Below are 17154 nucleotides of genomic sequence, written 5' to 3'. Positions count from 1 at the left end.
AAAACAAATTAGTATGAAATTTAAAATTGCATTTATTATACTTCTATTATTTTCGGTAAAACTATTATCGCAAAAAAGTTTTCCAAATCAAAGTCCCCAATTCACATTTGAAGAAAATATAGATCATATCGGGCAATGGAATTCAACCGGTCAAACTACTTCTGTTTTTGTTTCAAATAATTTTGCATTTATTACAACAAATAATAAGTTAGAAATTTTAGATATTTCAACGCCAAATGTACCTCAACTTATTGGGGAATTAACTTTGGGTTCGTCTTTTTTTAGTGAAGATATTGTTGGAAATTCCGAAAAAATATTTGTGGCAAATAATCGAACTATTTATGAGTTTGATATTGCTAATCCAAATAGTCCGGATTCTATTGCTTCAATTACGTTGGATGCAATTATTAATGATATTTTTATTTCCGAAAATATTCTTTATGCAATTGCTTCATATGATTTTTATATTTTGGATATAAGCAGTGAAAATACAATTTCCATTTTAGGAAAATTAGCTTTACCCGAATCATCATTAGGACTTACAAGATTTGATGTAGAAGGGAATTTCGCATATATTGGCTCTTGGGCAGCCGGTGTATTTATTGTTGAAATTGAAGATCCGCAAAATCCAAAATTGCACGGCAGATTTTTGGAAAATTCACATTTAGTGTTTGTGAATGGAACTAATGCTTATGTTGCCGATCTTGATTATATCTACATGTTAGATATAACAGATACTGTGCTTCCGTCTATACTTCTCAGAAAACAAATTATTGGAATTCCACAAGATTTAATTGCAGACGAAAAAAATCTGTATGTTTCAACAAATGATGGTGTAGAAATTTACGGAAAGGATGATTTAAATTTCATTGCTTCGTATTCACTGAATGATGTTGGAGAAAGAATTCTAATTGAGAACGATTTTATTTTCGTTGCAAACAATGAAGAAGGTGTTAACATTTTAAAATATAACAATCCATCTTCAACAATAAATTCTGATGAAATAAAATATATTTTTAACCTTTACCAAAATTATCCGAATCCGTTTAATTCATCTACAATTATTAGATATCAACTACCAGAACACAGCCAAGTAAAATTGAGTGTTTATGATATACTTGGAAATAAAATAGCAGAATTAGTAAACGAATATAAATTTGCCGGATCTTATAAAACAGAATTCAATGCAAAAAATTTAACAAGCGGAATTTATTTTTATAAACTTAAGACATCAAATGGATATTCGGTAACTAAAAAATTTCTATTTTTAAAATAAGATTATTCTTCCCAAAATTATTTGCTTAAAATTTTAACTATTAATTATCTTTTAATTTATTTTAGTAACTGAAGTTACGCAAAATGTCATTCTGAGCGAAGTGAAAAATCTCAATGTTGCAAATTTACTCTATTTTGAGATATTTCGCTTCGCTCAATATGACAAAGACCTCAAATTGCGTAACTTCAGTTAGTAATGTAAATATTTCATTCACGATTTTGTTTTATCTAAAAGAATTCTACACTTTATTTAGATTTCTCTTTGTAATGATTTTCTCTTGCATCATCAACATCATCCATTGCCGGACCTTTTTCAATCTTTCGCCAGTCAATAGTTTTGTTATATCTTTTCATTGATAATTCAGCATCGAAAACTCTTTTTTCATGCATTTCCAAAGTATATGGAGTAAAATCCGGTGTATCTGTAAAAAAATCTTGCAGCAAAGAAGCTGTTACATCAAAATGATTTACATAAGGCACATTTAAAATATTGTAAATAGTTTTTAAAATTGATCCAAAATTAGCATGCGTATGTGAAACATATCCTTTTTTGACATATGGACCAGCCAGTAAAAGTATAGAACGATGTGCATCAATATGATCAACTCCACCTTGAGGATCATCTTCTGTTATAATTACAAGCATATCTTTCCAATATTTTGTTCTGGATAAAAAGTGCAGAATTCTACCGACTGCAAGATCGTTATCCACCATAAAAGATTGCGGATAAAAATATCCGTCTTCCGGTCTAACTCCGGCACCGTGATCGTTTGGAATCATAACTGTAACTAAAGGAGGCATTTCTTCACTGCAATTTATCCATTTTGCGGTAAACTCATTTTCAAATTGATCCATTCTATATTGATCCGGAATATTTGTATTATATCCGGCATAGTTGTGACTTGTTCGTTTGAATAAAGCGTTTTGCATTGGAACCATAACTCCGTGAGCCGCACCGGTATTTGTATCATACCATTCTTCTCTTACGGAACCAGTTTCATTACCTTGACCGAAATTATAGAATTCAACATTTTGTCTTTCTAAAGCTTCCCAAATACCGCCAATTTCTGCATAATCTTCAGGATCCACACTTCCGATTGTAGCTGGGAAACGTCTTCCCGGAGCTTTGGAAAAAGTCATAAAAGTTTTACTTGTACTTGCATTGGATTCAACCCATTCATTTGGTATAACGCCAACTAACCAATGATGTCCATGCACAGAAGCATCACTATCACAATAATAATTATCTGAAAATGCAAATTGCTTTGCTGCTTTAATATGATTTGGAGAAATTTTTAGATTTGGAAATTTTTCACGATATTCTTCGGGAAGAGTATATTCATTATTAATACCGAATCTGGCTAATGTACTATCGCCGGAAGCATTTTTCAATTGACCAAAAACTTCATCATAAGTTCTATTTTCTTTTGTGATATAGACAATATGTTTAATTGGACTTTCACGCAAACCCGGTAAAGGCGGCAATGGGTTTTTCACATCATCAACAATTGTTGTTTCAATAAAAGTGTTATCAATAGTTTGTTTTGTAAAATTTGCTAATTCAATATCAGTCGGCATTTTAATTTTTTGAAAACTTCCCAACTGAATATCTCCAACATAATTTCCTTGTATTGGACTTATAAAATCTTTTCCACCATTGGGACCGGCACCTAAACCTCTGCAGCTAATTGCATAAAGGAAATTTTCATCTTTTGAAAGTTCAACCCGTGTTGGACCCCATCCAGATGGTATCAATCCTTTTGTAGTTCTTGTAGGAATGTCGATCACGGCAATCGCATTAAATCCTAAAAGTGCAACGTATAAAGTTTTTTCGTCCTTACTCATTGTTATTCCAAATGGTAACGAACCACGATGTTTATCTATTCGCTTATCAATCTTAATTGGAATATGATCAACAATTTCTTGTTTTTCATAGTCAATAACAGCAATATTATCATTTGTCGCATTTGTTATGTATGCAAATTGTTTACCAACCACAATAGAATTAGGGCTTGCGCCGCCTACAACTTCAGCATCTTCAACAGTTTGCCCAATCTGAAATCCAGTTTTAAACTTACGATTCACTTTATTATTATTAAGATCAATAGTAAAAACACTCATTGCATCGGGATGAAGCGGACTTCCCAAACCCGGAACTTTTCTACCTTCTACAATTGTTCCTTCAATAGATTCTTTAGTATTATCGCCATAAGGATGATGAGAAATCATTAATGAATCAATATTTTCCGGAGTTGCTCCATCAATTACCGGATAAGAATAAACTCCAACATTTGCAACAAATGCTTGTTTTTTATCCGGACTAATTGCAATACCAAAAGGTTGTCGTCCAACATTTATTGATGCAGAAATTTTACGAGTGTTCAAATCAATTCTGACCATTCTAAAATTACCTCTATCAAGTACAAGTAATTCATTATTATCTTCATTCAATAATAAATCCGAAGTAAAACTATCTTGATAATCAATATCACTAACAATTCCATTTAAACTTATTGAATCAACTTTTTCTAATTTGTAAATATCATAAACAATTATTGCTCCGTTATCACCGCCGCTCAAATAAACTTTTTTAGAATCATTAGAAAAAGCTACACCGAGAAATGAACCTTTAGATAAAGGGGATTTAATTTTTTTATCATAACTTGGAACTCTTGTAGCTTTTAGAGAATTTAGTTCAATAATTGTGAGCACTCCATTGTGAAGAGTTACCGCTTTATTTCCATCAGGTGAAATTGCTAAACCATAAGGATCATGAGTGATTCTTAAAAAATCGCCAGCTGGAGTTGCATAACGTCCGCTTGGAAGAATAGATACTCCGCCGTTTGTATCAATTTTACAAAATTGATCTTTTCCCGGAACTTGCAATATTTTTACATTCTGTGAACAATTTATAATAGGCAAACTTATTATTAAAAATAAAAAGTACTTTAATTTCATTGGTTTTCTCTTTGGGATGATGAAAGATTTATATCTTAGTTATAATAAATTTACTGAATTTTTATTCTTGATAAAATCAATAATTAATAAAATTCACATATCGAATTTTATTATCATATTTACCAAATTCCTGATTAAGTAATTAATTATAAATTAAAATATTATCCTCTGCACATATTCAAAATTTCATCCATAAATCAATTTTATAAAATTTGTAAAATCAAATTAATATTCCTAATTTAAGTTAGGAAATCGATTTACTAAACTGAAAATGCAGTATCTATAAATTCAAAAAAAGATATTTAATTAATGTTTTTTGAATTTGACTGAAATGTAATCTCAAAAAATTTCTCACAAACAGTTTTTCAATTTTAATGAAATGAGTTATCTAAATGGATAGCAAAAAAGTAATTGAGAAATTAAAATCCGGTGTAACAGAAATCAAAAATGCCATAAACAATTCTTCGGAAAATCTAAATGAAAATTCAAATTTTATTTAAAGGAATAAAATGAAAATACTTTTTTGTTTAATCTTTACATATATGTTTTTGCATGGACAAATAAAAAGTACGGATATTTTTTTTCAAGAAACTGCAACAGTTTTCACTGAAAAAAATGGTTTACCGGAGACAAATATTTTACATATCAATTTTGATAGAAACAATAATATAATTGCTTTTTCAGATAAGAGCGAATTTATATTTGATGGTAAACTTTGGAGACAATCGAATAGTGAATCCAAATTAATTAGAGTTGAAGGCAAACAAAAGATATCAAATTTTAATGAACCGATTTTATCGCAAATCAAATTTAATGATTTAGAATTTGTTGGAACGGAAAACGGACTTTTTCTCAAAGCCATTTCTGGTTCAGAATGGAATGAAATATTTCCAAGTGATAAAAATTACAGTTGGAAACTTACGAATGTAAAAGTATTAATTGTTGATTCAAAAAATAGATTGTGGTTTGGTTCAAACGAAGGTGTAGGATTTTTAGAAAACGATAAATGGAAATTATTTACTGGAAAAGAAGGGTTGCCTTATAAAAATTTTACTTGTATTGAAAAAACAAATTACGGCGATGTTTGGTTTGGTACAGAAAAAGGTGCAATTAGATCAGACGGAGAAAAATTTTATTATCGATTTAGCAGAAGATGGTTAGCAGATGATTTTATAAATGAAATTAAAGTTCAAAATGATAGCACAATTTGGTTTGCAACAAAAAAAGGCATTAGTAAAATTGATATAAAAAAAATAAGCTTAGAAAATAAAGCTGAATATTTTACATCACAAGTTGAAGAACGACATAATAGAGATGGATTTATTGCACAAAATAAATTAACGGAACGTTACGGTCTAAATTCTTGGAAATATAATATTTCGGATAACGACGGAATGTACACCGCAATGTACGGTGCCGCACAAGCATTTAGATACGCTGTTACAAAAAATGATGAAGCAAAAAAACTAGCAAAAAGAAGTTTTGAAGCATGCAAATGGTTAGTTGATATTACACATGAAGAAGGTTTTCCGGCACGAGTAATTATTCCAATTGATTGGGATGAACCGGTTAATGAACAATATAATCACGAATATAATATTACTAAGCAGCAAGAAGATCCATTCTGGAAAGATATTCTTCCTAGATTTCCTAAAAGTAAAGATGGAAAATATTTATGGAAATGTGACACAAGTTCTGATGAATTGACGGGACATTATTTTTTCTATGCAATTTATTATGATCTGGTTGCGGAAATTAAAGAGGAAAAAGAGCAAGTTAAAGATGTTGTTGCAGCAATAACGGATCATTTAATTCGTAATGGATTTAAGCTTGTCGATCATGATGGAATGCCAACTCGATGGGGAAATTTTTCACCGGAATATTTTAATTCGATTTGGGGTTGGGATCAAAAGGGATTAAATTCAATGATGATGCTATCGTTTCTAAATGTTGCATATCATGTAACTCAAGATTCAAAATATTTAGTTACTGCAAAAATGTTAAGGGATAATTATCATTATCATATTAGCGCAATGCAATCCAAAATGTTTTTTCCACCGGAAGATGTTGTCCCTTGGGATAATAATTTATGTTTAATGAGCATGTATGGATTGTTAAATTATGAAAAAGATCCTGAACTAATTTTAATGTATAGAGAAAGTTTGGAAAATTCATGGCTAAATGTAAGTAAACAAAAAAGTGCTTTTTGGAATTCACTTTATTATGCAATGGCTAAAAAGTTTAATGATCTGGTTGATTCTGGAATTTATAAAACCGGGAAAATATTTCCTGAAGCCGGATCATATTCCGAATATACCTCAACAAGATTTTATATGGAAGAATTTTCGAGCAATGATATTATTGAAACATTACAAAGACTTCCACTTGATTTGATTGGTTATCACATTGATAATAGACATCGTTTGGATATTCAATTTGATTTGACACCGGGACAAATTGTAAATGAAGGCTGGCGTCCAATTGATCCAATTAGAACAGAAAATGTTTTTGAATATGCAAAAGAACATAATCTTAAAGTTGGATGGAGTGCGGTAGATGGCAAAGCATTACCAATTGATGAAAGATGTCATGTTAGATTAGATAGAGACGGATTTGTTCTTGATTCTAATGAGGGAAATGGTTATACGGAAAATGAAGGAACGATTTATTTATTACCTTATTATATGGCAAGATACCACAAACTTATAGATTAACAATTTGCATTAAAAATTATACAAATTCATTTAGGATCACTTTATGAAATCTAAATTACTGATTACATTATTTTTTATTTCATCTATAATGCATTCGCAAAAAGATATGTTATGTGTAGGAAAATATTGGTCGGAAGACGAAGCAAATATTAAAATGAAAGAATTTGCAACTAAATGGAATGATTTAAAATCTTGGGAAGAACGTGCAGATATAATTAGAAAAAATATAATTAGTGGAATGAAATTAGAACAGATGCCGAAAATAAAAGGGAATTTTAATCCCATAATAAGAGACACCAAAGTAATGGATGGTTACATAGTTGAGAATATTGCAATAGAAAGTTTCCCCGGATTTTATATAACCGGGAATTTATATCGGCCGATAAATGCTAAAGAAAAAAATGCTGCAATACTTTGCACTCATGGACATACAGAAAATAAAAGACTTAAAGAAGATGTTCAATATCGTTCGGCAGTATTGGCAAAAATGGGAGCAATAGTTTTTGCTTATGATATGATTGGATATGGTGAATCAACTCAAATAAATCATAAAATTCCAATTGCATTAACAATTCAAACTTTTAATAGCAGACGAGTTTTAGAATATTTACTATCGAGACCGGATGTTGATTCAAATAGAATTGGAATGACTGGAGAATCCGGTGGTGGAACTCAAACATTTATTTTAACAGCAATTGATAAACGTATAAAAGTTTCTGTGCCTGTTGTTCAAGTTTCAGCACATTTTTTTGGCGGATGCATTTGTGAAAGCGGAATGCCAATTCATAGAACGGAAGATTTTCAAACAAATAATGTTGAAATTGCTGCTCTGTGTGCTCCGCGTCCATTAATGTTAATTTCAGATGGAATGGATTGGACGAGAAATACTCCTCGAATTGAATATCCGTATATTCAAAAAGTTTATTCACTTTATAATGCAGAACATAAAGTTGAAAATGTACATTTCCCATCTGAGAAGCATGATTATGGTTATTCAAAAAGAGCAGCAGCTTACATTTTTTTAGCATATCATCTTAAACTAAATGTAAGTGAAGTTCAATTTGATAAAACAATCGATGAAAGTTTTGTAAAAATATTATCTCCTGAACAATTAAAAGTATTTAACATAGTAAATCCAAGACCAGACAATGCTCTTATTGGTGATGAGTCAATTATGCATTATCTCAATTTAAAGTAGAAAAGAAAATGAATACAAATTTTATAGCACATATAAAAATTATTTATTTAATTCTTTCATTTTCGGTATTCTATTCATGCAATAATCATGATGAAAAAATTTCAGTTATTGAACTTAAATGTGAATATTTAATTAATCCATTAGGAATTGATGTTAAATCTCCGCGATTAAGCTGGAAACTTTTTTCTAATAAAAATTATATTGAACAAACAGCTTATCAAATAATAGTTGCAAGCAATTTGGAGAACTTAAAAAAAAATATTGGAGATTTATGGGATTCAAAGAAAATAATTTCAGATCAATCTATTCATATAAAATATTTAGGCAAGGAATTAATTTCTCGTCAAAAAGTTTTTTGGAAAGTAAAAATTTGGGATCAAAAAAATGTTGTTTCTTCATGGAGTGAAATATCAACTTGGGAAATGGGTTTATTAAACAAGTCTGATTGGTATGCTAAATGGATTGGGAAAGATGAAAATCAAAAAGTAATTGTTGGTCAAAAAAATCCAGCAATTTATTTGCGAAAACAATTTAATATAGTTAATAAAACAAGCAATGCGCGAATTTATATTTCAGGATTAGGTTATTACGAACTATATATAAACGGCAAAAAAGTTGGGGATCATGTTCTCTCGCCAAATCAAACAAATTATGATAAACGACAAGAGGAAAGTTTTGAAAACGGTAGAATTGCAAATATGTCAACTCGAATTCTTTACGAGACATTTGAAATAAATAAATATTTAGTTGAAGGTGAAAATGTAATTTCCGTTATACTTGGGAATGGCTGGTATTTTCAAAATGAACGAGAAGAATATTTACCACTTTATTTTGATTCTCCGCGATTATTAGCTCAACTGGAGATTCAAAATTTAGTTAAAACCAAAACAATAATTGTAAGTGATGATTCGTGGAAAATTAATACTGGACCGATTTTAGATAATAATCTTTATCATGGAGAAATTTATGATGCGCGACTTGAAATTCCAAATTGGAACTTACCAAATTATGATGATAGCAAATGTACAAATGCAAAAATATTAAGAGCTCCGGAAGGAAAATTGTGTTGTCAAATGTCGCCTCCCGATAGAATTATAAATTCAATTAAACCTATTTCAATATCAAAAATTAATAAGACTAATTACAGATATGATTTTGGTACAATGTTTTCGGGCTGGGTTAAATTAAATATAAATGGCAAAAGAGGCGATGAAATAAAGTTGACTTTTTTTGAAGATAGCGGAAATTCATTTGAGCAATCCGATACGTATTTTCTAAAAGGCAATGGAAATGAAATTTGGGAACCGTGCTTTACATGGCATGCTTTCCGTTTTGTTGAAGTAAATTCTCCAAATAATTCTTTGTCAATAAATAATATAGAAGGTAGAATTGTAAATACAGATGTTTCATCATCTGGAAAATTTGTTTGTTCAAATCAATTATTTAATAGAATTCAAAATGATTATAGAAAAACACAATTGGGAAATATACATGGCGGCGTGCCAAGCGATTGCCCGCATAGGGAAAGACGCGGTTATACCGGCGATGGTCAAATATCCGCACAAGCTGCTATTTACAATTTTGATATGCACAGTTTTTATACAAAGTGGTTGAAAGATATTTCAGATGCCCAAAATAAAAAAACTGGATATGTCCCCAACACAGTTCCATATCACGGGGGCGGGGGCGGTACAGCGTGGGGATCTGCATTTATTATTATTCCATGGTATATGTATTTATATTATGGTGACGTTGCAGTTTTGGAAGAGCACTATGATGGCATGAAAAATTATATAAATTATTTAAAATCTCAAACTGATTCTGAAAATTTAATTATTGAAAAGGAATTAGGCGAATGGGTCCCTCCAACAAAAACTGAAATTCCTCCTTCATTTGTAAGTTCTGCATACTATTATTATGATTTAAAACTTCTTAAAAAAATTGCAAATATTTTGGGGAAAACTTCTGATTCAAATTTATTTTCAAAAATTGCAGAAAAAACAAAAAAATCATTTAATAAAAGATATTTGAATTTAAATGATTATAATTATTCTATCGGCAGACAAGGAGCAAATGTTTTTCCGTTAGCGTTTGAACTTGTCCCCAAAAATTTGGTTGAAAAAGTATTTGCGAATTTAGTTAAGAATATTGTAATTGATGAAAAAGGTCACTTTGATACCGGTATGATGGCAACTCCATATTTGCTTGAAGTATTTACAAAATATGGGCGAACTGATTTAGCTTATACAATTATGAACAGAAGAGATTTTCCAAGTTTTGGTTACAACATTGAAAGGGGAGCAACATCAATTTGGGAAACGTGGATTGGTCATGATTCTCATAGTCACCCAATGTTTGGAAGCGTTTGTGCATGGTTTAATCAATCATTAGGCGGAATAAATCCAGACCCAGGAGTACCCGGATTTAAACATGTAATTATAAAACCAGAATTAGTAAATGAATTAGATTATGTTAATTCAACTTATCAATCAATGTATGGTGAAATAAAAAGTAATTGGGAATATAAAAACGGAAATTTAAAACTGAGTGTCAACATACCGCCAAATACTTATGCTTCAGTTTATATTCCAGGAAATAATAAAAATCAATTTGAAGTTAATAATTCCGAAGCAAAGTTTATAGGCTTTGAAAACGGATTATTGCAATTCCAAATTCCCTCTGGTGAATATATTTTTATTTCAAAAAATATTAGTGACAAAATAAAAACACCGATGGTTTCTATTCCCATTATTGATCCTCCGGATTCAATCTTATTTTCACCGGATTCAGTATTAGTAAATATCAGACAGTATTCAAAGAATTCAGAAATTCGTTTTACCATAGATGGAAGTGAGCCAAACATTAACTCTTTACTTTTTACTAAACCTTTCACAGTAAAAAAAAGTACAACTGTAAAAGCAAAAGTTTTCAGAAGTAAAATTGATTATAGTTATTCGAAATCGAATAGAATAATTATTTTAGATTCTTTGAAGAATGGATTGAATTATAAATATTACATCGGAGCTTGGCAAAAGTTACCGGATTTTTCAAAATTAAATCCGCATAAAACTGGCAAAATGTTTGATGTAAATCTAAATCAATTCAAGCATCTTGATGATAAATTTGGAATAGTGTTTAACGGTGAAATAGAGATAACCAAAGAAGGAAAATATACATTTTATCTTCTATCAAACGATGGAAGCAAATTATGGATTGATAATAAATTGATTGCAGATTCTGATAACATGCATGTTTTTTTAGGTAACTCGGGATCAATAATTTTAGCAATGGGAAAACACAAAATTCAATTAAATTATTTTCAAGCTGGCGGTGGCAAAGGACTTGAATTACAATATGAAGGACCGAATATTGAAAAGCAAAAAATTCCGGCAGATGTTTTCTTTACGAGCTGTAAGATTTAATAGTTATAAAAGTTTTACACTATAGTAATCAAATTTTATTAATAATATTTTTTGTTATGAAAACAATATTGATTCAAAAAATTACAATTTCTTTTCTTTTCATCTTATTAGTAGAATTTATTAATGCACAAGACATTGGTAAATCATGGGAATTTAATGAAGATGGTAATTTTGAAGGTATTCTTTTTAGTAAATCACTTAAAGATTCAGTTGTTGAAAATGGTAGTTTATCGGCAATAGTAGCGAGTGTTTTTCCATCAATCAGCAGTGAACCATTTGAAATTAATGCAAATGAGTTTGGATTTATTCAAATTCGATTAAGAATTCCGGGTGCTACATCCGGTAAAATAATGTGGAATAATGATTCCGGAGCTTGGGGCTTTATGCAATTTATAACAAGCGGTGATTCATCATTACAAGAATTTAATATTCCGGTTTATCAAAGTAATCAGTGGGTTGGAAAAATAACAAAAATAATGCGATTGGATTTTAATCCAACGGTTGGTTCAAGAATAGATATTGACTATATAAGAATTGTACATTTTGGTGCTCTACCCAAAATTGAAAACTTTGCTGCGATACGAACAATATTTAAACAAAATGAAAATATCCCGCTTACGGCAATAATAAGAAATGATGGTGATGTTGAAACAAATCTAAGAAGTCATTTTGTTCTACCAGAGGATGCAATTTTAATAAATGGAAATATTGAAAACGAACATGGAATTATTTTTAAAGAAATTTCAGATACAATTGATTGGGTAATTTCATTTCCCAGCTTAGGCAAATATGAAATAAGTTTAAAATTATTTAATGATATTGATACAGCAGAAACAAAATTAATTTTTGATGTTACAGACAAATATTGGAAGCAAAATGAATTTTTATTAAGTGCTTGGTCTCCCCCTTATGCTTGGTACGGACCACCTTATGAAGATAATATTTTTGAAGATTATAAAAATGCTAACTTTAAAAATGTATTATGGGTAAGACCGGAAGATGAATTAATCAATAAAGTCAAAAATCATAATCTAAAATATTTTCTATTAGTTACAAATATTCTTGGCGGAGATATTTATTTAAGAGCGCCGGAAGAACAAATTCCACCGGAAATTACTGAAGAAATGCTGCTGAATTTAGACGCAATTATTGAAAAATATAAGTATGATCCAAATTTGATCGGCTATCATATTTGTGATGAACCTCATGAACAAGCGTTTGAAAATATCGGGAAAGTCGTTCAGCGAATTAGAGAAAAAGATCCAACACGATTGAGCTTTGTAAACATATGGCCAAGCGGCAGCGGCTACAGAGAATATATTGATAAATTATTACAGACCACAAAACTGGAATTGCTTAGCTATGACCGATATCATTTTTATAATGGATATGACGGCGGTGAATACTTTAGTAATATTGATGTAATAAGAGAATATGCTTTAAAATATGATATTCCATTCTGTAATATAATTCAAGGAATCGGAACAAACGGAACAGTAGAAGAGGGATTAAACTGGCGGACACCAAATGAAGCTGAGCATCGTTGGTTGGTTTATTCCTCGTTGGCGTATGGAGTTCATGCATTAATTTGGTTTCACTGGCATGGAGATTGGGGTTTAACCGGCAATCCCGATAAAGAAATTATTTATCCTTCCATTCAAAAAATAAATAATGAAATTGATTCACTAAGTCAAATTATGGTTCAGTTAAAAACAACTGGAGTATATCATACAAAAATATCGGAACCAAAATGGAAATTGCCAAGTGACGGCATAATAAAATCAGTTTCGGCTAATTCAGATTTGGTAATTGGCTATTTCATTGATAAAATCGACAAGAATTATTTTATGCTGATGAATAAGGATTATGAAAAATCTACTATAGCAACAATTTCAATTAATGGAGTTGCAAATAATCTTATTTATTTCGATGTTAATTCAAATCAATGGAATTTGGTTAACGCTAAAAATAATTCCGGAGTTACAACTTTTGATTTTGAAATTTTACCAGGAAGTGGAATATTATTTACATTTTCAAATTTAACAGAAATCTCTGAGAATAATTTACTCCATTACAAATTTGAATTAAATCAAAATTACCCGAATCCGTTCAATCCAAATACAACAATAAAATATACAATACCTTCAACTTTTAGCAATGAAAATATTAGTTCTGTTCAATTAAAAGTATTTGACACTTTGGGAAGAGAAATTAAAACTCTCATAAATCAAAAACAGAAACCGGGAAATTATGAAATAAATTTTGATGGTTCCAAATTATCAAGCGGTGTTTATTTTTATGAATTAAAATATGATTCATTTGTTCAAACTAAAAAAATGATTTTAATAAAATAATTTTAAGTTATGAAAAAATTAAACTGGGGAATTTTAGGAACTGCGGCAATTGCAAAAAATCAAATCATTCCGGCAATATTAAAAAGTAAATATTGCAATCTCACAGCAATTGCTTCAAGAAATATTAATGATGCAAAAAAACTTTCAACGAAATTTGGCGTTCCAAAATATTATGGATCATATGAAGAGCTTTTAGCAGATAAAGAAATTAATGCTGTTTATATTCCTTTGCCAAATCATTTGCATGTAACTTATGCAATTAAATCGCTTGAATACGGCAAAAATGTTTTGGTGGAAAAACCAATCGCATTAAATTTTAAGGAAGTGAAATTATTGATTAAAAAAGCAAGAAAGTTTCCGGATCTAAAAATTATGGAAGCTTTTATGTATAGATTTCATCCGCAATGGATTAAGACAAAAAAAATTATACAAAAAGGAGAAATAGGAAAATTAAAATTAATTCAATCTTCTTTTTCTTTTTTTGATGACAATGAAAATAGCATTGTTAATAAAAAAGAATATGGCGGTGGAAGCCTTATGGATATTGGATGTTATTCGGTTTCACTAAGTAATTACATTTTTGAAAATCTCCCGAAATCAATATTTGCAACGAATGAAATTCATCCGAAATTTAATGTGGATATTTCAACAACTTGTATACTTGAGTATAAAAACGGGATTTCTACATTCTTTAGTTCAATTCAATTAAATGAAAACCAAAATGTAAAAATATTCGGAACAAAAGGAATTATTGAGTTTGAACTTCCTTTTAATCCTAATAATGATAAAGTTTCAAATATTTGGTTGACAAAAAATAATATTAAGGAAAAAATTGAGTTTGATATTTGCGATCAATATAAAATTCAAATAGATCAATTTTCAGAAGCTGTTTTGAAAAATAAAATTCTACCAATCACATTAGAAGATTCGTTAAATAATATGATTGTTATTGATAAAATTATTGAAAGTGCAAAAAGTGGTAAAAGAATTCTTCTGTAAAAAATTAGCGAAGGAAACTATGAACTATAAACTAAATTTAATAATATTTATCTATTTTATTTTCAGTGTAAGTTTAACTGCTCAAGTAAAAGATACTTTGTTTGAACAAGAATATCACGAAAGTTATCCTCTCAAAAATCAAAATCATAATGAAGTAAAAACAATATTGGTTGATAATCAAAATAATATTTGGATTGGTACCTCAGAAGGATTATTTGTTTTAGATAAATCAACTAAAAAATGGATTCCGAAATTATCAAAAGAAAATCAAGGACCAATAAATGATTTATTTGAAAATACCGATGGGAAAATTTGGATAGCAAGTTGGAACGGATTGTATTTTGGAAATATTGTAAACGTTACCAAAGTTGATGAAATTAATTCGACAACTTCTGTAGTAAATAAAATACACAATAAAATTACTGCAATTTCATTGGATAAAATTTGGATACAAAATAATTCAAATTGGGAAAGTGAGAATCTATCCACATCTCTGTTGGTGAGAGATATTATTCAAGATAGTGACGGAGGATATTATGTTGCTACGGGTAAGGGACTCTTTCATAAAACAAAAGTAGGAATAAAACTTTTTCAAAATGAAGATGAACTAATTAGTGATAATATTTTTGGACTAGATTATTCAAATGATAATAAACTTTGGATTGCTGGACTTGGCGGAATAACGGTTTATGAAAATAATAAGCGAGTTAAAAGTTATATCGCGCAAGAAGGAATTCCAAATAGCTGGGTGCGTTGTGTTGAAAAAGCTCCAGACGGAAAAATGTGGATTGGAACTGATTTTGGAGTTGCAAGATTTGATGGTAAAACTTGGAGTGTGAGAAACAGTAGAAGATGGCTGATTGATGATAGAGTTAAAGATATTTCTTTTGATAAAAATGGGAATGCTTGGATTGCAACATCAAATGGAGTTAGCGCAATTAAAACTAGAATAATGACTTTAGATGAAAAGGAAAAGTATTACAAAAATATTACCGAGAAAAGACATATAAGAAAACCATATTTGGTTGAAAAATGTAAATTATCATCACCGGGAGACACACTAAATTGGAAAGCAAATGATGATGATAATGATGGACAATATACAAGCATGTATTTGGCTATGGAATCTTTTAGGTATGCAGTAACAAAAAACTCCGATGCAAAAAATAATGCTAAGAAGGCATTTGATGCATTAAAATTTCTTCAAACAGTAACAGAAACTAATGGATTTTTCGCAAGAACGGTAATTCCCTCAGACTGGACTGAAATGGCAGATCCGAATGAAATTATTGATGACCGCGAATGGTCGAAAAGAATTCTTGATGACCCCAGACGCAATAGATTAGAGCAGCATTGGGTTTTATCAAAAGATAAAAAATGGTTCTGGAAAAGAGGAACAAGCAGTGACGAAGTTACCGGACACATGTATGGATATTTATATTATTATGATTTAGTTGCAGATGAAAAAGAAAAACAAATTATAAAAGATCATGTTACTAAAATTGTAAATTATATAATTGATGGCGGATATGTTTTTAAAGATATTGACGGAAAGCATACAGAATGGGGAGTTTGGGCTCCGGAATACTTAAATGAAAATCCGGATTGGGCAACTGAAAGAGGAATAAATTCTGTTGAAATATTATCATATTTAAAACTTGCTTATCATGTTTCGGGAGATGAATTTTATCAAAAAGAATATTATAAATTATGGAATGATTATTATTATAAGGAAAATGTAATTAATGCTAAAACAACTTTGGCATCTTGGAGAACATATATTGATGATGAACTGCTTGCACTGGCTTACCCAGCTTTATTTATGTACGAAACGGATTCCGAAGTTTTGGAATATTACAAAAAAAGTTTAGATAACTGGTATTCTGCGTTTGTGAATGATGATAACCCCTATTTCTATTTTACATATAATGCATTTACTAAAAATAAATTTAATTTAGATAGATCAATATTTTTACTTCAAGATAATCCACTTGATTTGGTCAGATGGAAAATTGATAATTCAAAAAGAGAAGATATAATTTTAACAAGAATTCCGATTATGGAAGATTTGCAGACAAATAAACTTGTTTCCCCGAGCGAAAGAGGAATTATGAGATGGGATAATAATCCATGGCGTGCAGTTCAAGGAGACGGCGGACTTACAGAAAGTGATGGCGTATATTGGAGATTAGCTTATTGGATGGGAAGATATTATAAATTGATTGAGTAAATTA

8 protein-coding genes are annotated in these 17154 nt (G+C 29.9%); 7 read left to right on the top strand and 1 reads right to left on the bottom strand.

What is annotated here, in order from left to right:
• Window positions 1–13 precede the first annotated feature (13 nt).
• Window positions 14–1276 (top strand): T9SS type A sorting domain-containing protein, encoded by a 1263-nt coding sequence (locus tag IPH62_16885; GenBank protein ID MBK7106950.1) that lies wholly within the window; start codon window positions 14–16, stop codon window positions 1274–1276.
• A gap of 245 nt (window positions 1277–1521) precedes the next feature.
• Here the strand turns inward: IPH62_16885 and IPH62_16880 are convergent, their stop codons facing one another.
• The gene (locus IPH62_16880; protein MBK7106949.1) at window positions 1522–4233 is read right to left on the bottom strand and encodes a bifunctional YncE family protein/alkaline phosphatase family protein; all 2712 of its coding nucleotides are present in this window, start codon (window positions 4231–4233) and stop codon (window positions 1522–1524) included.
• 509 nt (window positions 4234–4742) lie between these two features.
• On the opposite strand from IPH62_16880, the gene IPH62_16875 reads away from it, so the two are divergent.
• From IPH62_16875 to IPH62_16850, 6 genes are read left to right on the top strand one after another with little or no spacing between them, the layout of a single operon-like run.
• Window positions 4743–6947 (top strand): hypothetical protein, encoded by a 2205-nt coding sequence (locus IPH62_16875; protein MBK7106948.1) that lies wholly within the window; start codon window positions 4743–4745, stop codon window positions 6945–6947.
• 43 nt (window positions 6948–6990) lie between these two features.
• Window positions 6991–8145 carry an acetylxylan esterase gene (locus IPH62_16870; protein MBK7106947.1) on the top strand — a complete coding sequence of 385 codons (1155 nt, stop codon included), beginning with the start codon at window positions 6991–6993 and terminating at the stop codon, window positions 8143–8145.
• A gap of 8 nt (window positions 8146–8153) precedes the next feature.
• Window positions 8154–11567 carry a family 78 glycoside hydrolase catalytic domain gene (locus IPH62_16865; protein ID MBK7106946.1) on the top strand — a complete coding sequence of 1138 codons (3414 nt, stop codon included), beginning with the start codon at window positions 8154–8156 and terminating at the stop codon, window positions 11565–11567.
• A 56-nt stretch (window positions 11568–11623) separates the two neighbouring features.
• Window positions 11624–13921: a T9SS type A sorting domain-containing protein gene (locus tag IPH62_16860; GenBank protein MBK7106945.1), complete on the top strand. Its 2298-nt coding sequence runs from the start codon at window positions 11624–11626 to the stop codon at window positions 13919–13921.
• Window positions 13922–13930: 9 nt separating this feature from the next.
• Complete coding sequence (locus tag IPH62_16855; GenBank protein MBK7106944.1) at window positions 13931–14920, top strand: Gfo/Idh/MocA family oxidoreductase; 990 nt, start codon at window positions 13931–13933, stop codon at window positions 14918–14920.
• Window positions 14921–14939: 19 nt separating this feature from the next.
• Window positions 14940–17150, top strand: a complete 2211-nt coding sequence (locus IPH62_16850) for a regulator (protein ID MBK7106943.1) — start codon at window positions 14940–14942, stop codon at window positions 17148–17150.
• Window positions 17151–17154: the final 4 nt, after the last annotated feature.

This window comes from Ignavibacteriota bacterium, from assembly GCA_016708125.1.
In the GTDB taxonomy this organism is placed as follows: Bacteria; Bacteroidota; Ignavibacteria; order Ignavibacteriales; family Melioribacteraceae.
The sequence above is the reverse complement of the archived record's forward strand: the minus strand, read 5'-3'. Positions and strand labels throughout refer to the sequence as shown.